Source organism: Coleofasciculaceae cyanobacterium (assembly GCA_036703275.1).
GTDB lineage: Bacteria > Cyanobacteriota > Cyanobacteriia > Cyanobacteriales > Xenococcaceae > Waterburya.
On sequence record DATNPK010000092.1, the window covers coordinates 1 to 24354 of the forward strand.

The window sequence follows — 24354 nt, forward strand, 5'->3', positions numbered from 1 at the left end:
TGCCAAGCGTGACTTCTGGTACGCTTACAAAACAGTCATTCCTTCAAAACGCCATCGAGCGTTCGGGAAAGAAACAGGCAAAACTAATGATCTTGAAAGGTTCAATTGCACTTTACGCCCAAGAGTTTCTCGATTAGTCCGCAATACAGTTCAGGGCTTCTCGCCGACCAGCTAAAAAACCGCTCGCACTGCAATTCCCATATAAAAATTGCGCTCGCCTCACCTTAAAACACCAAAATATAGCTTTTGCTCTTTGATTTTTTGCTTTCAGGAGATCGCCTTGGCGCCAATCTCTAATTACCAACTCAGGATATTTACAATATCTGACTCCTGACTCTAACTGTGTACCCTCGGTTCGTGGTGTAAAGTACTCAAAATACTACTTTCATATTCAGCTAACTCTGCTAGCCGAGTTTCTACAGTAGCGCGATCGCTATATTCTTGAGCTAATACCCAATAAATTCCATAATGGCGGGCTTCTGATGCCATTAAGCTAAGATAAAATTTAGCCAAATCTGGATCGGGACAGTATTCTCCAAGCAAACCCAATCTTTCGTGAGAACGAGCTTCGATAATCGCTGAAATTAATAGAGAATCAACTAAACGATCTGGTTCAGAATGCCGTATTTGAGATTTTAACTGCGAGAAATAAGGGGGAGAATTTAAAGGTGCAAGAGGAATCCCCAGCTTTTCTAACCATTGATTGACCTGTTCAAAATGTGATAATTCTTCAGATGCGATCGCAGTTAACTGACGGACTAGCTTCTGATGAGAGGGATAGCGAAACATCAAATTTATTGCCACTCCTGCTGCCTTACGTTCACAATGAGAGTGATCTAGTAAAATTATTTTTAAATTGGCGATCGCTTGCTCAATCCAGGTCGAATTTGACGGCTGTTGCAAAATTTTTATGGTAGCAACCGCCTTAGAAGAAACTACTCGATTCTTCATTGTTCTCCTATACTAAAAATACTAAAAAAACGTTATTTTCTCTGGTTTACGATATTTTGTCTTCTAATTTACGAAAATTAGTCGTTTGACATTTATATCATCTGCCATAAATCGGGAATACCTACTAGTAAGTTAACAATTAGCTTTTATTATCTGGTAAACCCACGATTGATGAATATTAATTGCTCCCTATGCATCTTGTTAAAACAGCCAATATGACCAAAAATCGTCGAATCGTCATTGGTGACGTACATGGACACTACGACACTTTAATCGCATTACTAGATACTATTGCACCAAATAGTCAAGATGAAGTATATTTTTTGGGTGATTTAATTGATCGAGGTCCTAAAAGCGCGCAGGTTGTTGATTTGGTCATGCGTAATCAGTTTCACTGCTTGCGAGGAAATCATGAAGAAATGCTGTTAGATGTTGTTGGGACTGGGGAAGTATCGATAGATCTATACCAAAGCTGGTTGTATAGTGGTGGTCACGCTACAGTTGAGAGTTATGACAGTAAAATTCCCCAAGAACATATCAACTGGATGAAAGAATTACCTTTATATCTGGATTTGGGAGATTTTTGGCTAGTTCATGCAGGAGTCGATCCCAAAATTCCGCTAACTCAACAGGGTGCAGATCAATTTTGCTGGATTCGAGACGACTTTCATACTGCAAATCAAGCTTTTTTTCAGAACAAACTGATTATTACAGGACATACAATTACTTTTACTCTTCCTGGAGTTAAGCCTGGGCAAATCGCCGCGGGGAAAGGATGGTTAGACATTGAAACTGGTGCATACCATCATCATAGTGGTTGGATGACGGCGGTAGATCTCAATCAGCATAAAGTTTATCAGGCAAATTCTTTTGATGGCAGGATTCGGATTATGCCTTTGAGCAAAGCGATCGCCAAAGTAGATGCAACGAAAATTATGCCTCGTAAAATGCGTAAACGAGCATAAACAATCAAGATTGATTATTTTATTCTTCTTCTAGCAGAAGAGCCTCGCCAATGCGCGATGGGAGGTTCAATGATACTTAATTTCAAATATCAGCCTTAATTCTCTAAATATTTTTATTCATTTGCTACTGCTACTTTCCCCTTCTTTGGTCAAAAGCGATCGCTCTTGCTCAAACTATGACTTTTAATACTGGTCATCATCAAGTTAACCAGGATGATGGAGTTAGCCTGATATATTTAGACTAACTCTTTTGTTTAGTTAACTTGGGCAAACGCCTAGTTAGGCGATCGCATCTATTTTAGGAGTTGCCTGCTGTAGTCGTTTCTCCTGTGCCTGAAACTCGGCAAGCTGTGCTTCAATCTCATCCTTAACAATCTGACGATATTCTAAAAAATGTTCGTTGTGGGCGCACATAGTCAGATAGTGTTCCCATACTCCAGGGTTATGACGGAAGATGCCAAACAAATGATGCCAAAACTTCCAGCGGGTATTGCGCTTAATACCCTGTCGCCAAACCACAATAGCTAAGGCTCTGAGATCGACCCAACTGGGCATAGTGAAGGGTGCTTCGTGTTGCGGTGTACCCAGTTTGAGAAAGCAACGATATACGCGGTCTAAATATCTTTTGGGTTCGTATAGTGTCCAAAATGCTTCAATATATTCGGTCGCAATATCCTCAATTGGACGAGTCGGAATAAAATTCATTAAGGTAGTTTGATTGATATCTTGTCTGGTACTGTCTCGTAAACGATTTTCTTTTTCCAGTCGATCCCATAGGGCAGTTAGGGGTAAAGCCTGCAACATACCAAACATCGCAGTAGGAATCGCCGCTGCTTCGACAAAATCAATAATTCGGTTTCCCGCACCTTTGTTTTCGTTATCAAAACCAATAATAAACCCAGCCATGGGGCGTAATCCTGCCTGGATCATCTTGTCTACCGTTTCGGCTAGTGAACCACGGGTGTTTTGAAACTTTTTAGTTAACTGCAAACTTGACTCGTCAGGAGTTTCGATGCCTAAAAAGACAGCATTAAAATTACACTGCACCATTAATTCCATCAGTTCGGAATCGTTGGCTAAATCTACAGAAGCTTCAGTATTAAAATCAAAAGGATATTGATGGGCTTCCTGCCAAGCTTTTAATTCCTTGAGCAACAATTTGACGTTACGCTTGTTGCCAATAAAGTTATCATCCACCATAAAGATTGAGCGTCGCCAGCCTAATTCATAGAGATAGTTTAATTCTCTGAGTAGCTGTGCTGGTTCTTTGGTGCGGGGTTTACGACCATAAAGTACGATAATATCGCAAAACTCACATTGGAACGGACAGCCACGCGAAAACTGCACCGACATAGAGTCATAAGCATCAAACTCTAGCAAGTCATAACGAGGAACAGGAGTGATGGTTACATCTGGCTTTTCAGTGGCGCGAAAAGTACCGCTAGTTTCGCCCCTTTGTATTGCCTCGACAAACTGAGGTAGAGTAATTTCCCCTTCATCTAAAATCAAAAAGTCTGCCCCCGCAGCTTTGGGTTCATTAGGTAAAGAGGTTGAATATGGCCCCCCAACCGCAACTAATTTATCTCGTCTTTTAGCTTCGGCAATTTGCTCCAACATGTCCTGCTTCTGGACAATCATGGCGGAGAAAATGACTAGCTCAGCCCATTCCCACTCAGCTTCCGTCACGTCTCTAATATTGCGATCGACCAGTTTAAACTCCCATTCTTGGGGCAGAATGGCAGCTACGGTCAGCATTCCTAAAGGTGGTAATAATACCTTGCGATCAACTAGTTCGAGGATTTTGTCATAAGACCAGAAGGTTTGCGGAAAGACGGGATAAATTAATAAGGCACGCATTTTAAACTAATCCTCACAGAACAACTCATTTTGGAGACTATTGGAGATTACATTGTATATGAGGGAAACCTAATCTGTGTTTTTTAGTTCTTAGTTGTTCATTTATGTAATCGTCAAGATTCTTAATTTCAGCCTTCGCAGCTTTTCCCACTTCAGCGGTCTTTTTTATTGCACCTGTTTCTAAAACGCCTTGGCAATTATTTAAAACTTCAATGAGACGTTGGTTGATTTCGTCATAATTTTCGTTACCCAATCTAAATAAGATTACACTGGGAAAGGATTCTTGATTAACAGCTAATAGTTGAGCAAAATCTAAATCTACCGTTAAGATAATTCGTCCTTCAGTACGAGCTAGATCGAGAATTTCATCATCTGGTAATCTTTGTAATCCTTTTTCTCGTAAATGGAAAACATCATAACCGCGATCGCGTAACCAATCGATAGTACGTAATGAAATTCCCATATGCGCCAAAAATTTCATTCAAATTATACAGTAATTTCAAAAGGATAAACGCTTTCTCTAATCAATAAAGCAGCATATTGCAAAGATTGTTTAATATCATCTAATTTCAAATCGGGATATTTTTCGATGATTTCTTCAAAAGATTTGCCATTTGCCACGAGGTTAACAATTAAAGCCGTCCGTTTCGCCTAGGTACTTAATGTAATGCGATCGCCACGGCTTAAAAGAGTAATTATTAATCAATCATAAGTTCTCCCTTTCCACGCCCCACCCTGACCTTGATAGTATTTAATTGCCGAATCGATAGTCATTAAAGTGTATAAAAAAGCGATCGCTGGTAATAATCCTGTCCAAGCCCAAGACAGTTTATAGAGTCTGATCGTGGGGACATAAGCCCAGATCATCAGTGACCAAGTAATAGCACAGGTGCTAAATACTAGCCAGTTACTAGTTACTAGTCCCCAAATCATGCCAATGGGGGCAATTAAGTAAACTATGACCATGGCGAGCGTCGTGCCGATTAATAGCAGCGGAGAATAATTTAGCTGGGTATAGGCAGTGCGGGCAATAGTATTCCAAATTACTTTTAAATTATCGTAGCCTCTCAGGCTAATAGTAGTTTCGCTCAAGCCCAACCAAATGTTTTTTCCTTGAGATTTCACTGCTTTTGCCAAAGAACAATCATCAATTAGAGCATCTTTGATCGTCGCAATACCGCCTATTTCTAATAAAGCCTTGTTGCTAATTAAGATGCAGCCCCCCGCCGCCGCCGCCATCGGCTTGTGCCAGTCATTTACCCAAGAAAATGGATAAAGCTTTTGAAAGAAAAAGACAAAGGCAGGAATTAATAATTTTTCCCAAAAACTCTGACAGCGCAGCAATACCATTAGGGAGACTAAATCTAAGTTTTCTGTTTCTGCTTTAGCAATTAACTGAGTTAAATTATCAGGATCGTGTTTGATGTCTGCATCGGTGAATAAAAAATAATCGGGTGCAGGGATTTGGGCTTGAGCATATTCAATACCCTGGTACATCGCCCAAAGTTTGCCTTTCCAGCCTGATTCTAAAGGCTTGCCAGTAATTACTTTTAAGAGATCGCTTTTACCTAGTTGAGCAGCAGTTGCCAAAGCAATTTCGCTAGTGCGATCGCTACTATTATCATCAACTAATGCGATCAAAAACTCACCCTGATAATTCTGGTTTAACAGAGAAGTCAAACTAATTGCGATCGCTTCGGCCTCATCTCTGGCGGGGACAATAGCCCAGACACGGCGATAAGTCTCGAGTTTAAGACTACCTTCTACGCGCTGCTTTGCCTGCCAAAAGTCTCCCCAAAACAACAAGAGAAATAACCAAACGCTTAAGGACAAAACCGCTACAACAATTACTAACATTTTATTTTCAACCAGCTCTGCTTGCGATCTCCTGACTTTTAATCTTTGTAGTCCATACCATTAATGCCCAGCGAAAAGGGAACAATTAAATCGAAGCTCAATCTTATCATTCAAGCGATCGCTACCTATGAACTCTAACTATTTGTGGTTGATTTTTAGTACTTTTCTCATTTTTCTAATGCAGCCAGGGTTTATGTGTTTGGAGTCTGGCATGACTCGAACTAAAAATAGTATCAATGTAGCCATCAAAAACCTGATCGATTTGGGCATTTCCATAATTTTGTTTTGGGCAGTGGGTTACGGTATTAGTTTCGGTGACTGCGTAGTAACCATAGCAGGCATAATTGGCTCAAATCATTTCTTCTTTAATCCAGAATTTTTTTCAGCTCGAGAAATTATTTTCTTCATTTTTCAAATGATGTTTTGCAGTACTGCTGCGACGATTGTTTCGGGTGCTACCGCCGAGCGACTGAGATTTCGAGCTTATGTAATTGTCACCATAATTATTTCTGGTCTAGTGTATCCTGTATTTTGTCACTGGGTCTGGAATGATTGTGGTTATTTAAAACAACTTGGATTCGTAGATTTTGCTGGTTCTACGGTAGTTCATGGTATTGGTGGTTGGGTCGCTTTGGCTACCATTTTGGTTGTAGGTTCGAGAACAGGACGATTTGATCGCTCGGGTAAAACTCATCACCTTCATGGTTCAAACCTATCTTTTTCTGTTCTGGGGGCAATGTTGATTTGGGTAGGATGGCTCGGTTTTAATGGCGGTAGCGTTCAAGCTTTAAACAGTACCGTTGCCCTAATAATACTCAATACCATGCTAGCTGGGGCAGCAGGAATGCTGTGTGCAGGATTAGTCAGTTGGCAAAGATTAAAAATTAATAAAGTGGAATTCTTAATCAATGGTTCTTTAGCGGGACTGGTTTCAATTACCGCAGTTTGTAATGCAGTTTCTCCAGTACTGGCAATTGCGATCGGTTCGGTTGGTGGAGCAGTAAGTATTTTAGTTAGCTATTGGTTACGCTATTGGCAAATTGATGATGCGGTTGATGCCATTGCTGTTCATCTTGGTGCTGGAATTTGGGGAACTCTAGCAGTCGCTTTGTTTGGTAATCCAGATATTCTTGATACAGGATTAAATCGAGTCAATCAGTTCTTCATCCAGCTATTAGGTCTAGCAGCTTGTGGCATTTGGGCTTTTGGAGTGACCTGGGTTTTACTCAAGATTATTAATCGTTTGATGCCTTTACGGGTTTCTTTAGCCGATGAGGAACGAGGATTAAACATTTCGGAACACTATGCTAGAAACGCAGTATATGAAATGCTCCAGGTAATGGATCGACAAGCAGCCGATCAAGACCTAAGTATTAGAGTTCCCGTAGAACCTTTTACCGAAATTGGTTACGTAGCTAGTCATTACAATCGTGTGATTGATTCTCTCGCAGGTTCGACGCAACAGTTAAAGCAATTCAATACTGAATTGGAACAAAAGATTGAGCAACGCACTGGCGAACTCTTGAGCGCCAAAGAAAAAGCTGAGGTGGCTAATCAAGCTAAAAGTGCCTTTATTGCCAATATGAGTCATGAACTGAGAACCCCGCTCAACGCTATTCTTGGTTTTGCTCAATTGATGGCTCGCAATCAGACTTTACCCGCCCAAGAAAAAAAATATACTGACATCATTAATCGCAGTGGCGAACATTTGTTATCACTAATCAACAATGTTTTAGATTTATCTAAGATTGAGGCAGAACATTTGACCTTAGACTTAGTTGATTTCGATCTTTATGCTTTTTTAGATAATTTGTCACAAATGTTCGTTCTTAAAGCATCCAGCAAAAATTTGCAGCTTGAGTGTGAAATCGATCCTGCAACTCCCAAATATATTCAGGCTGACCAGGGAAAATTACGTCAAATCGTGCTTAATTTACTGAATAATGCGCTTAAATTTACCGACCAAGGAGGCGTAATCCTCAAAGTTTTTCCTGCTGCCGAAGTCGTCGAGCAAGATAAAAGTCTTAAGTTAATCTTTGCGGTTGAAGATACAGGACAGGGTATAGCAGTCGAAGAGTTAGATACTCTATTTAATCCTTTTACTCAAACTGAATCAGGAAAAAATGCTGAGGAAGGAACGGGGTTAGGACTTGCTATTAGTCGTAAATTCGTGCAGCTAATGGGAGGAGATATTAAAGTTCGCTCGACAGTAAACCAAGGAAGTGTCTTTAGCTTTGACGTAGCCATCAAAATTGTGACCCCAGATCGACTTCCCAAGCGCGTTAGTCCATTAGTTATTGCCTTACCGCCAAATCGACAGTGCCGAATTTTAATCGTGGATGATAAGCCTTATAACCGAGAGCTGTTAGTCAAAATGCTTGAGCCGATGGGTTTTGAGATTAAGACAGCAGCCAATGGCGATCGCGCGATCGCTCTCTGGCGACAATGGCAGCCCGAGCTTATTTTTATGGACATCAGAATGCCCCAGATGAATGGTCATGAGGCGATACAGATAATCAAAGGCGATACTTCATCCAATACTAAAATTATTGTTTTAACCGCTAGTGCATTAGAAGAAGAACGAGCTAGTATCTTAGCTTTGGGCTGTGATGACTTTATGCGCAAGCCTTTTAAAATGGATGAACTGGTGTTAATGATGGCGAAGCATTTAGGGGTGTGCTATACCTGTGCAGAAGAAAACTCGGTTCTGGAATCTCAATTACCTTTATCAGCTTTGGATCGCGATTCCTTTACCACCATAGCCGATGAATTAATTTTAGAACTCCAGCAATCCATTATGGAAATTGATTTAGACAAAATTGAGCAGATTGTCGAGAAGATTAGTCAGGAAAATGAATTACTAGCCCAAATGATCGAGCAACATATTAGTAATTTTGAATACGAGCATATTTTAAATATATTGCCTCTTAATTAACGTTGTCTAAGGAAAATTGAATAATGAGAAAAATAATGGCTGCTCAGGAGTTAAATAATATCCTCATTGTGGATGATACTCCGCAAAATTTACATTTACTAGTCGATATTTTAACTAAATACGATTATAAAGTTAGACCTGTGCCTAACGGTAAGCTAGCTCTTTCCGCAGCCGAAATTAATCCACCAGATTTAATTTTATTAGACATTATGATGCCTGGTCTTAATGGTTATGAGGTATGTAAACAGCTAAAAAGCAATCCTAAAACTAAAGACATTCCCGTAATTTTTATTTCTGCCGTGAGTGAAGCGGTGGATAAAGTCAAGGCGTTTGCGATCGGTGGTGCTGACTATATTACTAAGCCATTCCAAATGCACGAAGTGCTGATGCGAGTCAAAAATCAGCTAGCGATCAAAAATTTGCAACACCAGCTCAAAGTTAAAAATGAGCGGCTAAACCAGAGCATAACTCAGCTTAAACAAAGCCAAAAGAAAACATTTGAATTTCAAAAACATTTAGCATTAGCCAAGATTACTTCGGGTATTAGCGATCAGGTCAATCATTCTTTAAGCGAAATCAACAATATTTTAGCAGAAATAAAACAATTTGGTCAAGCTAATTTGCAGAATATACCTGCTTTTTTGGCTAACATTTCTCCTCAACAACAAAATTATTTTGTTGCTTTATTAAGACAGGCTCAAGATAATCAGATTAATCCTTTATTATCCCCCGCAGCTAAACAAGAATTAAAGACTAAAATCGTTGCTAAATTGGCAAAATATTCCTTAAAAAATGTAGATAAGATTGCTGAAATGCTAATCGGATTGGGATTTGATGAAGAAATAGAAGAGTTAATACCTCTATTGACCAGCGAGAATTCTTGGTCAATTTTAGACAACGCCTATTTAATTATTAGTTTATACCAAAGCAGCGAAAAAATTACCGATTCTACGGTTAAAATCAGCAAAGTAATTGCAGCATTTGAAGACTATGCTAATATTCAAAATACTGAAACGGACAAACGTCTGGCCAATATTAAAAACACGGTCGAGCAAGCTTTAAAATCATTAACTCCACAAATTACTTCAGGGATACAGATCATTAAACATTATGGCAATGTTGCTACGCTCTACTGTTATCCTGAAGCACTACAAAAAGTTTGGTTTCACCTGATCGAGAATGCGATTGAGGCTATAGGTACTTACGGAATATTAACGATAAACATCTATCAACAGCAAAATAATTTAATGGTAGAGATCATTGATACGGGAGAAAGTATTGCTCAAGAAATGCTCAACCAACTCTGCGATCCTTTTTTCACTACTAAAGCTTCAGAAAACAAAATGGGATTGGGACTGGCGATCGCCAAACAAATTGTCGAACAGCATGATGGCAGTATTGCGGTTAATCTTCTTTCAGGAAAAATGACTTTGCCAGGCAATACTAAATTTACCGTTTCTTTGCCGATTAGCGCGATCGCAACCTAGAGACTAAGATGTCACCCTACTAAAAAAAAGGCTACCAGTCGGCAGCCTCAATAGTTATCCAATATGTATTCAATTATAAGGAGTAAGCTAACTAAGCTTTTTTACTCTTGGTAAAATAATCGCTCAAAGCATCAGCGATAATTTGATTCATTGGTCTGCCTTCTTTCTCGGCAATCTCTTTTAGGCGGGGAAAAATGTCATCGGGAACGCTAACACGACGCTGATTTTTGCGAGATTTGCGTTTAGTAGTATCTGTATCCATATAGCTTCCTATGGTGTAGTTTTCAGAAAAATTACGAATGGCAGAGAATCCAACGCGATTGCAGAATGAACCAAAGCTTTCTGTTGATTTGCGATTCTGCTTGAAGAACACAAAAATAGGCTCAAAGAAAGTTTCTAGCTCTTCTACTGACAGCTTCTGTTCGTAGGGTTGAGCTAGCTGAGTTTGGTTGGGTGTGCCTCCAAGCCAGATTTGGTATTTGCCTGGTGCGCTGCCAACAAATCCTAGCTCTGCCATGTAGGGACGAGCGCAACCGTTGGGACACCCAGTCATGCGAATCACGAAGTGTTCGTCTACCATTCCTAGTTTATTCAATAATGTCCTGATGCGATCGGTAATTCCTGGTAAAGCCCGCTCGGATTCAGTTACTGCTAGTCCACAGGTAGGTAGTGCAGGGCAAGCCATCGAATAGCGAGTTAATGGCTCGATCGCCTGGGGATCGGTTTCAATACCTCGGTTAACCAAGATATCTTCCACCCGTTCTTTGTGTTCTGGAGCAATATCACTAATAATAATATTGTGGTTGGGAGATAAGAGCATTGGCACGTTTAGCTCCTGCACGATCTCTCTCAGGGCGGTTTTTAGCTGGAAAGCTCCCTCATCTTTCACTCTGCCGTTTTCGACACCGATGCCAAAGAACCAGTTTCCATCACCCTGTTCATACCAGCCAAGAAAATCTTGGTATTGCCAAGCAGGTAGCTTTTTATATGGCTTAAATTCTTTACCAAAATATGATTCGACTTTGGCTTTAAATTTATCTACACCCCAATCATTGATCAGATACTTCATCCGAGCATGACGACGATTAAAGCGATCGCCATAGTCTCTTTGAGTAGCTACAATTGCCTTAACTAGATCGTAAACGTCTTCCTTATCGATATAGCCAATCTCATCGGAAATACGAGCAAAAGTTTCTTCCTTGTTGTGAGTCCGTCCTAAACCACCGCCAGCTAGCACGTTGAACCCCTGCAATTCGCCCTTGTTATTAGTCATCACTACCAAACTAATATCGTGGGTATATACATCAACAGAGTTGTCTCCAGGGACAGTAACGCAGATTTTGAACTTGCGGGGTAAAAACTGCTCCCCATAAATCGGCTCAGGGCTATTTTCGACAATCATGCCTCTACCCTTGCTTTGTCTGGCAGCCTTGACTTCTGGAGCTTCTTCGGCGCTGATGGCTTTCTCTCCATCTAACCAAATCTCATAGTAACCACCACTTTGAGGGTTGAGTAAATGGGCAATATTATTGGCATATTTAAAAGCATACTGATATTCGGGCTTGTTCTTGAATGGTGCAGGGGGAGACATGATGTTACGGTTGACATCTCCACAGGCACTTAGGGTAGAACCCATATTTTTCAGAATAGCCTTAATTACTTTTTTTATATTTTGCTTTAATACTCCGTGAATCTGAAACCCCTGACGAGTTGTTACTCTCAGTGTGCGGTTGCCATACTCTTCGGATAGGCGATCTAAAGCCAAAAACAGTTCTGGTGGAACGAACCCTCCTGGAGAGCGAGTACGCAGCATCATCTGATAGTCTTTCTCTTGTCCTTTGAGGCGATTATCACGGTTGTCTTGCTGATAAGAGCCGTGAAACTTTAGGATTTGAATTGCATCTTCGCTAAAGTGAGTTGTATCTTGTTGCAGTTCGCTTAAAAGAGGTTCACGTAGAAAGTTGCTATGCTCTTTTAGTTTCTCTACTTTAGATACTTTTTTTTCGATAGGAGTCTGAACCATATTCTTCTTATAATAAATACCAGGAGGATTGTTTTGCTTGTACTGTTTTGTGGTTTGAGGTTCTTTTTTATCTTAGCGTTTGCGATCGGCTACGACATCAAAATATTTGATTAAGACTAAAGCGCTATAAAATAAGCGTTTTTTTGAGTTACTAAAAGCAATTTTAGATTTCAGAATGAATTACACAAGATAATCTAGCTACAGCAGGCTCGATCGCAGACACGATATTTGCCACTGGCATTGCTAAGCAGCAGAGACAAATTATTTTGATTTACTCTTAAATGTTTGATTTACTTCATAGGTTTTAATCAACAATCTATAATTTTCTCACTAATGTCATTGCTGAGGAAAACTAATAAAGCCTGTGACAGCAAAGATATGAGTCCAAGATTTAGAGAGAGATTTTTAACCAATTCTGTTTAAACAGAGAATTAGTATTTTCGCATTTTGGTAACAAAGAACACAAGTTATTGGCTACTTGTGCTTACAAAAGTTATCTTCTTAAGATTTAATCAGTGGCAATCTGTGCCAGCCAACAAAAATGCAAGTGTCCTAAGCGTATCGATCCACTAGTTTTCGTTAGCTTGAGGATTTTTATAACCAAAAAAGTCAATTCGATAATCAGTAATAGAAACTCCTGTTTGTTTCTCTATTTGCTCGATCATCGATTTGGGTAACTCAATCTGTAGGTCAATAATTTGATTAGTATCTAGGCAATTAACGTGACTATGAGAATCACTGATATTGCCGTATAGTCTGCCATCAAAACGCTCGACACACTCAATTACGCCCCCACCAGAGAGAGCATCTAAATTTTGATATACCGATGTGTGGCCAATTTGCTTACCCTGTTGGTTGAGCAGATCGTAGATCTCTCTGGCAGAAAGATGATTTTCGTTATTCCACAGTAACTCTAAAATATATCGACGCTGACGGCTTACTCGCATTCCTAATTCTTGGCAACGAGCTAAAGCATCTTCTAGAGAATGAATTGGTTTGTGGTTTGCCTCTGGAGTTTTCATAAGGGAGGCTGAATTAATCTAAACTTATACATAGTCGTTACTACTTTAACTTAAAATATATATAAATGTCTATTGTAAAAACTAGTAAAGTTAATTTTAACTCAATAGATTTAGTACCTTTTTATCTTTGTAATATTTATTGTGACTGTAAAATTAGTTTTAGATACCAAAGCAATAAACAATTTAGATCTATCTCTTGCCAAAAACCAAATTGCACCTTTACTAAAGCAAATTGCTGACTATGAACAACAGCTACAGTTTGTGATTGATTTTCAGCGGGAAGAAAATGATCCCCGTGAGCTTTCCGAGATCCCCGAAATTAGACTTTGGTTTATCCGTTTAGATACGGTTTATCCTTGGTTACCGTTTTTCTTAGATTGGAAAGCAGGAGAATTAGCTCGCTACGCGGCAATGTTAGTTCCACATCAGTTTAATCGTAGTGAGGGTATTATATTTAATCCCGAAGCCTTAGAAATTTTTGTGATGAATAAGATCTTTGTTTTATCAGATTGGTTAAAAGAGCAGGGGATTGCAGAGCGATCGCGTTTAAAGTCAATGGCGCAACTATTTGGTTATGAGTTAGATGATGCTTTTTTTAAGATGATTTAGCAGCTTGGTATAGTCACTAACTATTTAAGATTGTTAAAAGTTGGTAGTTAGTAGTTACAATGTATTGCCTATTGCTATTAGGTGATGAAAGTTACTAGATTTGACGATCCCGTTCAGTATTACCAGAAGGTAGAAGGCTACTTGATTCAGCATGAGGCAACTCATTGTTTGCCTTTAGGAATTGGTAAAGCTTTATGTGGTCGTAAAAAAAGTGATGCCAATTTACCTTATTTAATAGTAGTTCATAATAATCACACTGTAGTAGCCACAGCTATCCTTACTCCACCTCGTAAGTTAATTCTTTCACAAGCGATCGATTCTAAATCAGTTGAGTTAATTGCAAAAGATTTAGCTGTCGATTTGCAATCTTTACCTGGTGTAATTGCACCATCAACTGAAGCCGAAATTTTCGTCACAACTTGGCAACGTTTAACAGGGCAATCTGGTGAATTAGCATTGGCGATGCGAATACATCAGCTTGAGAAAGTTAAAACAATCAATAAAGCTTCAGGTAGTCTCAGAATAGTAATAGAAAGCGATCGCCATTTACTAACAGATTGGGGACAGGCTTTTGAAACAGAGGCTTTAGGAGATAACGAACCGAAGTCAGACCACCAGCTATGGTTTCATCGGCATCTAGAGAACAAAAGCTTGTTTGTTTGGCAAGATGACGTAGTTGTATCAATGGCAGCCGCTGGCGGTGCAACACCTAATGGAATTAGAATTAATGCTGTTTATACCCCACCTGAATATAGAGGCAAAGGATATGCAACTTCTTGTGTAACCCAAATTAGCCAATTACTGCTCAATAAATACAAGTACTGTTTTCTCTTCACCGACTTAGCTAATTCCGCCTCTAATCATATTTATCGCAAAATTGGCTATTCACCTACAGGCAATATCAGTAACTATAGTTTTGATTAATTGATTGAATCTAGAGGTTACCTGCGATCGCTCTTGATATTTAACTTAAAGGCTGACAAAAAAGAATCAGCCCTGGTTGACATCAGCCAGGGCTGTATTATTGAGTCTAGAAAACAATGATGGTATGAATCTTAGTAGCCGTAGCCGTGAGGAAGGTATTGATTTACATCAACTTGATCTTGAACATTAGTTTGATTCGCATCTTGACCGATGAAGTTACCAGTACCAATAGCAGCAGCTTCGTTAGCGTTTAATTGGACTGAAGTTTGAGCATCGCCAGGAGTAGGAACTCCATAAGCATCCAAGTTTAGTTGGTTTTGGTAGCTAGTTTGGTCGGCGTTTTGGTGGATTAAGTTACCAGTACCGACAGCAGCAGCAGAATTTGTATTGTTTTGAATGCTAGTCTGGGCGTCTTGAGCGAAAGCAGTTAGAGGAGCGAAAGCGATAACAGCAGTTAGAATACCTAATGTAGATTTTTTCATTTTAGACCTCGTAAAAGTAAGATTTAGTGTGTGTGTTTTGCTTACATTTACTAGTTACGATTGGTCTATTTTTTTTATGCAGATTTACTTTTACGTTGTTTAGAGCCATGCCTTTATGCGAAGCGGTATGCTAAAGCCCGTGCATGATTCCCGTGCATGGTATATCCGAAGTGTATCCGCACAGAGACACCCTCGGACGATGCGAAGGACGCGCCTCCAGGCGCTAATCCTTTAGGGCGAGTCCTAAAGGATACCGCTTCACATATGCTTTAGTATAAGCTCCGCGTCGTCCTTTAGGACGGCTAGCTGACTCTTTCAGACTTGCTCCGCAAACTTGTCGCGGAGCAAGTCGTAGTAAAGTTTTAAATTGTGTTTAAATTGCTAAACTATGCTGCAAGAATTACGATAAAAAATACGTAATAAAGCAGTAGCTGCGACTAGCTTAATTACTTCTAGACTCCAGTAAATAATGTGCATAGCTGTCATCGAAGCAGTAGTTTCTGGAATGGTGAACATATCTAACGACATACCCAAACTGCTCATCTGCGGAGTCAGAATGTAGGTATAGGCAATGGCAATAGCTAACAATATCGTGGCCGTTAAAACAGTCTTGGCACTTATTTTATTGCTATTGCCGTAACCAAAGCGGTAAACCAAACATCCAGCTAAAATAGCAGCAGCACACAATAATTCCAGATGATTAAATGTGCCAAAAATTATATAGCCAGCACTAGCAAAACCTGACTCATTCATCATGCCACTAGTTAGCATTCCAGGAACGACTAAAAAGTCAAAAACTAAACTGCCGCTGAGCCAAAATCCTAAAGCAAACATAATCATTGTTGACCAGTTTACTGTTTTAGAATTACGAGGAGAAATTGCTTCCATAATGAATGAAGAGGAAAAAATTATTACTCTTTTAGCTTAACTAATAATTTCCTCGCTCTGTATAACGAAAGGTAAAGACTTTTGAAGAAGCTATAAGGCATAAGCTATATGCTTTGAGCTTAATAATATCAAGTATTAAAACCTAGTTAAAAGTAGACTAAGCAAGGCTTAAAATTATCATCATTATTGCCAAATCGATCGCCTTAAATTAATTTTTTTTAACTAGTTCAAGTTAAGTATTGCTGTTGAATTTCCTCGATCGAAAATAGAGCCTGAAACTTAATTCCTTTTGACTGATATAGTTCGCTTCCCCCTTGTTTTCGATCTACCAAAGAAAGAATTTGCGTTACTTGATATCCAGCATCCTGTAGCCTTTCAACTGCTGTTAATGCCGATCCTCCTGTAGTAACCACATCTTCTAAGACAACTATTTTTGCTCCTTGAGCTAGAGACGGTCCTTCAATATAAGCTTTTGTCCCATGTCCCTTAGGTTTTTTACGAATAATCAGGGCGGGAATAGAGTTATTTTCATAAGCAGAAACAACGCTTACCGCTGAAACCAGAGGATCTGCACCTAGAGTAAGACCAGCTACAGCCTCAGTGCCATCTGGTAATAGTTTGAATAGCAAGCGACCCAAAGCTAATGCTCCTTCAGCTCTCAAGGTTACCTGTTTACAATTGATATAGTAAGAGCTTTTTGCCCCTGAGGATAAAACAAAGTCTCCTGCAACATAAGCATATTTAACGATTAAATCTAATAAAATCTGCCGTAAAACATCGCTATTAGCTGTAGCTAAAGAGGAATAAGAAATCTGTTCCGTGTTCATATACTGTGAGATGAAAAAGATTGTGGACTGTTCTTTGACTAATTCTTCAGCTAGGATTGAGCAGAAGTCAATTGACAAATATAAATAAAGTAATGTCTATTAAGTCTATTAAGTTTACTAAATTATGTAAAGTTATAGCGATCGCAACTATTGCTAGTTTGTTTTCTCCGGAAGCTAAAGCCGAAACAACATCTTTAAGTGAAGCGTTTGAAGCTGCTTATTACAAACATGGCGAAAATGCTTTCAGTCAGAGCGGTATTTTGGGTCAAAGAAATACTATCGTAGGTATTCCTAAATTTCCCGAACAGGATATTGCTGCTGATGGCAAAGAAGTACACAAGGTCTATGAACTAGGTTTGAAATTACAAACTTCAACAGGAGAACCTCTAATTACTAAAGATTTAGATAACCCCTATGATACCTCTTTGCAGGAAAATCCTAGCCCTGGTTTGATCGAGTAACGCCTTGAGCTATTAGCCTTAAGTAAATAAGACCCATATTGGATTGGAGTGGGATGCAGAAAAATGTAGTCTCAAAAGCAATTGATAGATTATGCTTTTACCTCATTCCTCGTCCCGCCTCCTTCATCCGGGGAAAAAGTCCAGGGTGCAGGAGTTGAACCTGCCTTGCACAAATTATGAGTTTGTTGCCTAAACCGCTCGGCCAACCCTGGATATTTATCTTTTTTCTCTAGTAGACCATTATATTAGTAAGTCTGGTATCTTTGACAACATCCAGCAAAAAAAATTGTGCTCGTATGAAGCTAAAAATTAATTTGTGGCTCACTATATTTTTATTCCTAATGATGCTTTTGGCTGGCGTTGCTAGCTCTTATGTAGGCTATTTTATGGGTAGAGAAGCACTTAGGGTGGTAACTCAACCAAACGTTAATTCTAATGACAAGACGCTGAATCAAAAACCTTTGGGTGGAGAATACAAAGGCTTAAAAATCATCAAAGAGAAAGATATATTACAAAGGGTGTATAACTTAGTCAATGAGCAGAAGAAATAATGATTGAGCAAGTTAGTTGCCTAATTGAAGCTAATATCACTCATCTTTATATTAGTTAATTGATGACTGAACCAAATTTATTGTTAACTTTCATTGGTGTTTTCCTGTTAATTGCGATCAATGCTTTTTTTGTTACCGCAGAGTTTTCGATTGTTTCGGTTCGTCGCTCTCGCATCAGTCAGCTAGTTAAGGATGGAGACGTTCAGGCTCAAACTGTACAGTCTCTTCAAAGAAGTATCGATCGCCTTCTCTCTACCACTCAACTAGGTATTACTCTGTCTAGTTTAGCACTAGGATGGGTGGGAGAAAGAACTATTGCGGTGTCAATTATCGCTCTAATTCAGCGTCTCAGCTTCCCTACTTACCTGTCCGAGACAATCGCTCACTCGATCACTGTGCCTCTGTCATTTATCATCTTGGCATATCTGCAAATTGTCTTGGGAGAACTTTGCCCCAAGTCCGTGGCGTTGATGTACCCCGAAAAACTAGCGCGATTTTTTGGTCCTCCCAGTGTAGTAATCGCCCGTATTTTTCGTCCTTTTGTCGCCATTTTAAACTTATCTACTCGTCTGTTGCTCAAGCTAGTAGGAGTTGAATATAGTGGGGAGGGATGGTATGAAAAAGTTACCTCAGAAGAATTACAGTTAATTATTGCCACTGAGAGAGAATCTATTGGTTTAGAAGCCGAACAAAGACAGCTACTCAAAAACGTCTTTGAATTTCGTGACGACACTGCCGAAGAGGTGATGATTCCCCGCACCGATATCGAATTTCTCTCGCTAAACACTACTTTTGAAGAGTTTTTACAAATAGTCGTAGAGAAAGGATATTCTGGATATCCTGTCATTGGCGATTCTCTAGACGATATTCGCGGCATTATCCACTATAAAAAGTTATCTGCGCCATTAGCTAAAGGAGAGCTGCACCACGATTCTACTTTAGAGCAATGGCTTGAGCCTGTCGGCTTTATTCCTGAGTCTAGATCTCTTAATGAACTGTTACCTTCAATGCAGCGATCGCAGCAAAAGATGGTTATAGTCATCGATGAATTTGGCGGCACTTCAGGATTAATTACGCTTCATGACTTAATTGCTGAGATTGTCGGTGATGCTGGTAATGACCCCGAAACTGGAATCGAAGCTATTCAAAGGCTAGATGAAAATACTTTTCTAGTTTCGGCGCAAATAAATCTTGAGGAAGTTAACGAACAATTAGAACTAACTCTCCCTTTAGCCGAAAATTATAATACTTTAGGCGGCTTCTTGCTAGAGCAGTGGCAGAAGATACCTGAGCAAGGAGAAAAGCTGCAATATAAAGAGCTGGTCTTTACCGTGACCGTTGCTGATAGTAATCGCCTATATCAGATTTTGATTCACCGCTAGTTTAGTCTTTAAAAATTCCTCATCCAGCAAAAAATTAGATTTATGATGAATTAAGATTCACATAGAGCACGATGCGACAGTTTTTTTAACATTACTTAACATAATGCCGAAAATCTTTAAAAAACATTAAGCTTTAAAAGTAAAGAACAATTTTAAACAGGAAAAATTTTTGCCTGACTTCAATTTTGACCATAATTCAGTACATTCCTCCTTAGGTCAACAAAAAGAGAATTTGGTGGCAGCGATCGCTTTAAGAATTCGGCAGTCTTTGGATTTAGAACTTATTCTTAAGCAAACAGTGGCTGAGGTCAGACAATTTTTGCAGACAGATCGGGTACTAATCTATCGTTTTGAGCCAGACCTAAATGGTGTTATTGTCGTCGAATCGGTTAAGAAAACAGCTCAGAGCGTTTATGATCATAAAATTAAAGATCCCTGTTTTGCCGCTCAACATCTCGAAAGATATAAACAGGAAAAAGTCCATATCATAAATGATGTGTCAACCGCTACATTAGCATCCTGCTATAAAGATGTGCTGACAAATGTTGGAGTATGGGCAAATTTAGTCGTGCCGATTGTCGCCAGTGAAGAACTATGGGGACTTTTAATTGCCCATCATTGTGAGTCACCTCGTCAATGGCAGGCTTCAGAAGTTGAACTTCTCAAGCAATTAGCAACCCAGGTAGGAATCGCGGTGCAACAGGCAGAACTTTACGACCGAGTTCAAAGTCTGAACAGCTATCTGGAGGAAAAAGTTAGACAGCGTACAGCCACGCTACAAAACTCATTTAAGTTTGAAACCTTGACTCGTAAAGTAACCCAAAAAATACGCGATAGTTTGGATGAACCGCAAATTTTGCAGACAGTCACGCAAGAAATTGGGCAAGTTCTCAATATAGAACGTTGCAAGATTGAGCTTTACGATCGCGATCGCACTACAGCGGAAGTGGCTTATGAGTATACTACTAAATTGCCCAATTGCCAGGGAAGCATTCGACAGGTTGCCGATTTTCCCGAACTCTATCAGCAGCTACTGCACAAAGAATCACTTCAGTTCGTGGAAAAAGTTCCCGAACTTAATCCGCTCAATGTTCAAGCAACCAGATTGGTTTGCCCTATTTTTGACGATCGGGGAATTTTAGGAAATCTTTGGCTATTGCGACCTAAAGAGCAATTTTTCCAGTCATCTGAAATTATGCTGGTAGAGCAGGTTGCTAATCAATGTGCGATCGCTATTAGACAAGCTCGACTATATCAACAATCGCAAATACAGGTCAAAGAACTGGCTCGATTAAACTTTTTCAAAGATAATTTTCTCAAGACTATTTCTCATGAATTGCGGACTCCCATGAGCAGCATTCAGCTAGCTTCAGAAACATTGGAGGTTTTACTGGAAAAGGAAATAGGCAGCCATAGATCTGCTACCTTTACTAAAGTTTTGAATATTTTTCGCTCTGCTTGCAACAGGCAAAATCAACTGGTAAATGATCTGCTTACTCTCTGCTATATTGATGCCCAACAAGAATTGATGACAATGCAATGGATTGATTTGTCAGTATGGCTACCGCAAATTGTTGCACCATTTAAAGAGCGGGTTAACAATCAACACCAAGCTTTAATTATCGATCTCGAGCCACATTTACCCCAGTTTAAATCAGATATCTCAACTATTAAGCGGACTCTAGCTGAATTAGTAAATAATGCTTGTAAATATACTCCTAGCGGAGAAACTATTACTGTTACTGCTTCATCAGTAGATGACGGAATTAAACTTAGCGTGTGCAATACAGGAATAGAAATACCTCCATTAGAACAACAGCGAGTTTTTGACAAGTTTTATCGCATTCCCCATCATGACCCTTGGAAATTCGGCGGGACTGGTATGGGACTGGCTTTGGTCAAAAATATGCTCAAATTGCTTAATGGCAAGATTTATTTGCATAGCCAACCAGGAAAAACTGTTTTTACGATTGAACTTCCCTGTGAAACCATAAAAAGTTAAATATTCGGTTAAGAATAAATGGTTTGATCTACATAATTAATTTAATGGCAAATTTTATCTTATTTATTATCTAGCACCATGACCATAAGTAGCGATCGCCCAAAACTGATTAACTTTTATACTTCTTTGATTGGCAAGAAAATTATCACAGGTGTCACAGGATTGGGTTTGTCTCTGTTTGTTCTGTTGCATATGGCGGGAAACTTGACTTTGTTTGCGGGTAACAATCAATACAATCAGCTAGCGCATTTTCTCGAAAATTTAGGCATTTTACTCTATTTAATTGAGTTTACCTTATTAGGATTGGCGATATTTCATGTTGTGGTCGGTGTCTCAATTAAACTGAACACTTTCAAAGCTAGACCAGTCGGCTACAGTCAGTTTAAAAGTGTCGGTGAACCAAGTAAACAGTCGCTAAGTTCCCGCAGTATGCTGGTTACGGGCGTAGTGTTGCTGGGATTTCTGATCTTACACCTATCGATTTTTAAGTTTGGAACATATTACTCCACGGTGGTTAATGGTGTGGAGATGCGAGATTTATCTAGTTTGGTGATCGAGAAGTTTCGTAACCCAGTATATGCTTTCGGCTATACAGGAATAATGATTATCTTAGCTTTTCATCTGCGCCATGGTATTTGGAGTGCCTGGCAATCAATTGGCCTACTCAATTCTAAAATTAGTCCTGCCGTTTACGCGCTCGCACTTATTTTAGCCATTTTAATTGCGATCGGCTTTATAGCTTTACCTTTGTCTATTTACTTTGGCTTTATTACGGGTAGCTAAACAAGATTTTTATGACTAAATTAAGCTAATGCAAATAGGTTTAATTTAGGTTTTGTAACATTATATATGAACTAATTCGGTACGAAAGCGATCGCTGATAACTTCAGGCTGGAGATCGCTTAAAAAAGAATATTTATTAGTGGCAATATCTAGCAAACGTTCATAACGTTCTTGGTCCTAAACATCGCTACTGTAATTTAAACCCAGTTAGGCAATTGAGCGAATCTCTGTAAGTATTTTAAACATATTTTGCGATGCCTCAAAAAATCCCATGCTACGCTACATTGATTATTTTATTAAACTGAAATTCAGCTATTTATTGCAAACCACTATACTAAGAAATAAATTTACTATTTTTTCATCCTTCTGTCCTCATTCCTTAAAAATGCTCGACCCCAAAATTCCTCCAGGTAGACTGCAAGACAAATGGGACTACTATAAAGATCACTGCAAGTTAGTTAGCCCTGCTAACAAGAAAAAGCACACCATCTTAGTAGTCGGTACTGGTTTAGCGGGTGCTTCAGCAGCAGCTACCTTGGCAGAGTTGGGTTATAACGTCAAAAGCTTTTGTATTCAAGACTCTCCCCGTCGCGCCCACAGTATTGCAGCCCAGGGTGGAATTAATGGGGCAAAAAACTATCCTAATGATGGGGATACAATATGGCGATTGTTTTACGACACGATCAAAGGTGGCGATTATCGTTCTCGCGAGGCTAACGTCCATCGTCTAGCGCAGATTAGTAATCAAATCATCGATCAGTGTGTGGCACAGGGCGTACCATTTGCCCGGGAATATAGTGGGTTGCTAGCTAATCGTTCTTTTGGTGGGGCGCAGGTATCACGTACCTTTTATGCGCGGGGACAAACGGGACAACAGCTATTACTGGGGGCATATAGTTCCATGTCGCGGCAAATAGCTGAGGGAAAAATCGCGATGTTTTCTCGGCGAGAAATGTTGGACTTGGTATTAATTGACGGCAAAGCCAGAGGAATTATTGTTCGTAACTTAATTACGGGAGAAATTGAGCGTTACGTAGGGGATGCAGTGCTACTTTGTACTGGTGGCTATAGTAATGTTTTCTATCTTTCTACTAATGCCCGTAACTCGAATGTTACCGCTGCTTGGCGATGTTATAAGCGCGGGGCTTTATTTGCTAATCCTTGTTACACTCAAATTCATCCTACCTGTATTCCTGTATCGGGTTCTTATCAGTCTAAGTTAACCTTAATGAGTGAAGGGTTGCGCAATGATGGGCGGGTATGGGTACCAAAACAGCCAGGAGACAAACGCCATCCCCACCAAATCCCTGAAGCCGAAAGAGATTATTATTTGGAAACCAGATATCCCAGCTTTGGTAATCTTGTCCCCCGTGATGTGGCTTCTCGTAACGCAAAGCAGGTAACTGATGAAGGTAGAGGTGTTGGCGAAACAGGACTTGCGGTTTATTTAGACTTTAGAGATGCGATCGCGCTTTTAGGTCGAGAACTAATCGCCGAACGTTACGGTAATCTCTTTGAGATGTATGAACGCATCACAGGCGAAAATCCCTACGAAGTTCCGATGCGGATTTATCCTGCCGTTCATTATATTATGGGTGGCTTGTGGGTAGATTATAACCTGATGAGTACTATTCCTGGCCTGCACGTTCTGGGCGAAGCTAATTTCTCCGATCATGGCGCAAACCGTCTGGGTGCGAGTGCCTTAATGCAGGGATTAGCCGATGGTTATTTTGTCATTCCTTACACTTTGGGTAACTATATTGCTACCACTGATTTACCCCCCGTTGCAACTACTCACTCCGCTTTTGAGGAATCTGAAGCTACGGTTAACACCAAAGTCAACAAACTATTAAATATTAAAGGAAAGAAAACCGTTACTGAATTTCATCGCCAATTGGGTAATATTCTCTGGAACAATGTCGGGATGTCTCGTAATCAAGCTGGATTAGAAAATGCGATCGCGCAAATTACCGCATTAAAACAAGAATACTGGCAAAACGTTAATATTCCTGGAGATGAGCATACCTTTAATAAAAACCTGGAATTTGCGGGTAGAGTTGCCGACTTTTTAGAACTTGGGGAATTAATGGCGCGGGATGCTTTAGATAGACATGAATCCTGTGGCGCACACTTCCGCGAAGAATGCCAAACTCCAGAAGGGGAAGCACAACGTGATGATGATCATTATGCTTATGTTGCCGCCTGGCAATACGAAGGAGATGAAAAAACTCCTGTTTTGCACAAAGAACAGCTAGAGTTTGACAATGTTGAATTAACTCAACGTAGTTATAAGTAAGTTGTTGAGTTTAAATATAGTTAGTCATTGTCTGGATAATTGGGGGAAAGAG

At 39.7% G+C, this 24354-nt stretch carries 21 protein-coding genes, 1 tRNA gene and 1 pseudogene; 12 read left to right on the top strand and 11 right to left on the bottom strand.

Annotation, left to right across the window (positions count from 1 at the left end; genetic code table 11):
* Positions 1-151: pseudogene (locus V6C71_17980) on the top strand (IS1 family transposase).
* A 185-nt stretch (positions 152-336) separates the two neighbouring features.
* Here the strand turns inward: V6C71_17980 and V6C71_17985 are convergent.
* Positions 337-951 (bottom strand): tRNA-(ms[2]io[6]A)-hydroxylase, encoded by a 615-nt coding sequence (locus V6C71_17985; protein ID HEY9770351.1) that lies wholly within the window; start codon positions 949-951, stop codon positions 337-339.
* Positions 952-1166: 215 nt separating this feature from the next.
* Between V6C71_17985 and V6C71_17990 the strand changes: the two genes are divergently transcribed.
* Positions 1167-1916, top strand: a complete 750-nt coding sequence (locus V6C71_17990; protein ID HEY9770352.1) for a metallophosphoesterase family protein — start codon at positions 1167-1169, stop codon at positions 1914-1916.
* Between the two features lie 279 nt (positions 1917-2195).
* Here the strand turns inward: V6C71_17990 and V6C71_17995 are convergent, their stop codons facing one another.
* The 4 genes from V6C71_17995 to V6C71_18010 form a co-directional block, all read right to left on the bottom strand.
* Entirely contained in the window at positions 2196-3773 is a 1578-nt protein-coding gene (locus tag V6C71_17995; GenBank protein HEY9770353.1) for a DUF4070 domain-containing protein, read from the bottom strand.
* A 37-nt stretch (positions 3774-3810) separates the two neighbouring features.
* Positions 3811-4254, bottom strand: a complete 444-nt coding sequence (locus V6C71_18000; GenBank protein ID HEY9770354.1) for a DUF5615 family PIN-like protein — start codon at positions 4252-4254, stop codon at positions 3811-3813.
* 5 nt (positions 4255-4259) lie between these two features.
* The gene (locus V6C71_18005) at positions 4260-4406 is read right to left on the bottom strand and encodes a DUF433 domain-containing protein (GenBank protein HEY9770355.1); all 147 of its coding nucleotides are present in this window, start codon (positions 4404-4406) and stop codon (positions 4260-4262) included.
* 69 nt (positions 4407-4475) lie between these two features.
* A complete protein-coding gene (locus tag V6C71_18010; GenBank protein ID HEY9770356.1) occupies positions 4476-5630 on the bottom strand; it encodes a glycosyltransferase in 1155 nt (384 codons plus the stop codon).
* A 127-nt stretch (positions 5631-5757) separates the two neighbouring features.
* On the opposite strand from V6C71_18010, the gene amt reads away from it, so the two are divergent.
* Positions 5758-8565 carry an ammonium transporter gene (amt, locus tag V6C71_18015; GenBank protein HEY9770357.1) on the top strand — a complete coding sequence of 936 codons (2808 nt, stop codon included), beginning with the start codon at positions 5758-5760 and terminating at the stop codon, positions 8563-8565.
* A gap of 23 nt (positions 8566-8588) precedes the next feature.
* Positions 8589-10052: a response regulator gene (locus V6C71_18020; GenBank protein ID HEY9770358.1), complete on the top strand. Its 1464-nt coding sequence runs from the start codon at positions 8589-8591 to the stop codon at positions 10050-10052.
* A 91-nt stretch (positions 10053-10143) separates the two neighbouring features.
* Here the strand turns inward: V6C71_18020 and sir are convergent, their stop codons facing one another.
* Both sir and V6C71_18030 read right to left on the bottom strand, forming a co-directional pair.
* The gene (gene sir / locus V6C71_18025) at positions 10144-12075 is read right to left on the bottom strand and encodes a sulfite reductase, ferredoxin dependent (GenBank protein HEY9770359.1); all 1932 of its coding nucleotides are present in this window, start codon (positions 12073-12075) and stop codon (positions 10144-10146) included.
* A gap of 569 nt (positions 12076-12644) precedes the next feature.
* Positions 12645-13097, bottom strand: a complete 453-nt coding sequence (locus tag V6C71_18030; GenBank protein HEY9770360.1) for a Fur family transcriptional regulator — start codon at positions 13095-13097, stop codon at positions 12645-12647.
* A gap of 141 nt (positions 13098-13238) precedes the next feature.
* On the opposite strand from V6C71_18030, the gene V6C71_18035 reads away from it, so the two are divergent.
* Entirely contained in the window at positions 13239-13706 is a 468-nt protein-coding gene (locus V6C71_18035) for a CRR6 family NdhI maturation factor (GenBank protein ID HEY9770361.1), read from the top strand.
* 84 nt (positions 13707-13790) lie between these two features.
* Positions 13791-14630 (top strand): GNAT family N-acetyltransferase, encoded by an 840-nt coding sequence (locus tag V6C71_18040; protein ID HEY9770362.1) that lies wholly within the window; start codon positions 13791-13793, stop codon positions 14628-14630.
* Positions 14631-14761: 131 nt separating this feature from the next.
* Here the strand turns inward: V6C71_18040 and V6C71_18045 are convergent, their stop codons facing one another.
* From V6C71_18045 to pyrE, 3 genes are all read right to left on the bottom strand, one after another.
* The gene (locus V6C71_18045) at positions 14762-15112 is read right to left on the bottom strand and encodes a hypothetical protein (GenBank protein HEY9770363.1); all 351 of its coding nucleotides are present in this window, start codon (positions 15110-15112) and stop codon (positions 14762-14764) included.
* Between the two features lie 381 nt (positions 15113-15493).
* Positions 15494-16000, bottom strand: a complete 507-nt coding sequence (locus tag V6C71_18050) for a hypothetical protein (GenBank protein HEY9770364.1) — start codon at positions 15998-16000, stop codon at positions 15494-15496.
* Between the two features lie 227 nt (positions 16001-16227).
* Positions 16228-16827, bottom strand: coding sequence for an orotate phosphoribosyltransferase (pyrE, locus tag V6C71_18055; protein ID HEY9770365.1), 600 nt, complete (start codon positions 16825-16827; stop codon positions 16228-16230).
* Positions 16828-16919: 92 nt separating this feature from the next.
* Here pyrE and V6C71_18060 point away from each other — a divergent pair, with 92 nt between their 5' ends.
* Complete coding sequence (locus tag V6C71_18060; GenBank protein ID HEY9770366.1) at positions 16920-17288, top strand: hypothetical protein; 369 nt, start codon at positions 16920-16922, stop codon at positions 17286-17288.
* 139 nt (positions 17289-17427) lie between these two features.
* Here the strand turns inward: V6C71_18060 and V6C71_18065 are convergent.
* Positions 17428-17500: transfer RNA gene (locus tag V6C71_18065), tRNA-Ile, on the bottom strand.
* 84 nt (positions 17501-17584) lie between these two features.
* Between V6C71_18065 and V6C71_18070 the strand changes: the two genes are divergently transcribed.
* The 5 genes from V6C71_18070 to V6C71_18090 all read left to right on the top strand — a co-directional run bounded on the left by V6C71_18070 (position 17585) and on the right by V6C71_18090 (position 24302).
* Complete coding sequence (locus V6C71_18070; protein HEY9770367.1) at positions 17585-17839, top strand: hypothetical protein; 255 nt, start codon at positions 17585-17587, stop codon at positions 17837-17839.
* 62 nt (positions 17840-17901) lie between these two features.
* The gene (locus V6C71_18075) at positions 17902-19221 is read left to right on the top strand and encodes a hemolysin family protein (protein HEY9770368.1); all 1320 of its coding nucleotides are present in this window, start codon (positions 17902-17904) and stop codon (positions 19219-19221) included.
* A 169-nt stretch (positions 19222-19390) separates the two neighbouring features.
* Positions 19391-21223 (top strand): GAF domain-containing protein, encoded by a 1833-nt coding sequence (locus V6C71_18080; protein HEY9770369.1) that lies wholly within the window; start codon positions 19391-19393, stop codon positions 21221-21223.
* Between the two features lie 78 nt (positions 21224-21301).
* Positions 21302-22006, top strand: a complete 705-nt coding sequence (locus V6C71_18085; GenBank protein ID HEY9770370.1) for a succinate dehydrogenase cytochrome b subunit — start codon at positions 21302-21304, stop codon at positions 22004-22006.
* Between the two features lie 385 nt (positions 22007-22391).
* A complete protein-coding gene (locus V6C71_18090; protein HEY9770371.1) occupies positions 22392-24302 on the top strand; it encodes a fumarate reductase/succinate dehydrogenase flavoprotein subunit in 1911 nt (636 codons plus the stop codon).
* The last annotated feature ends 52 nt before the right edge of the window (positions 24303-24354 follow it).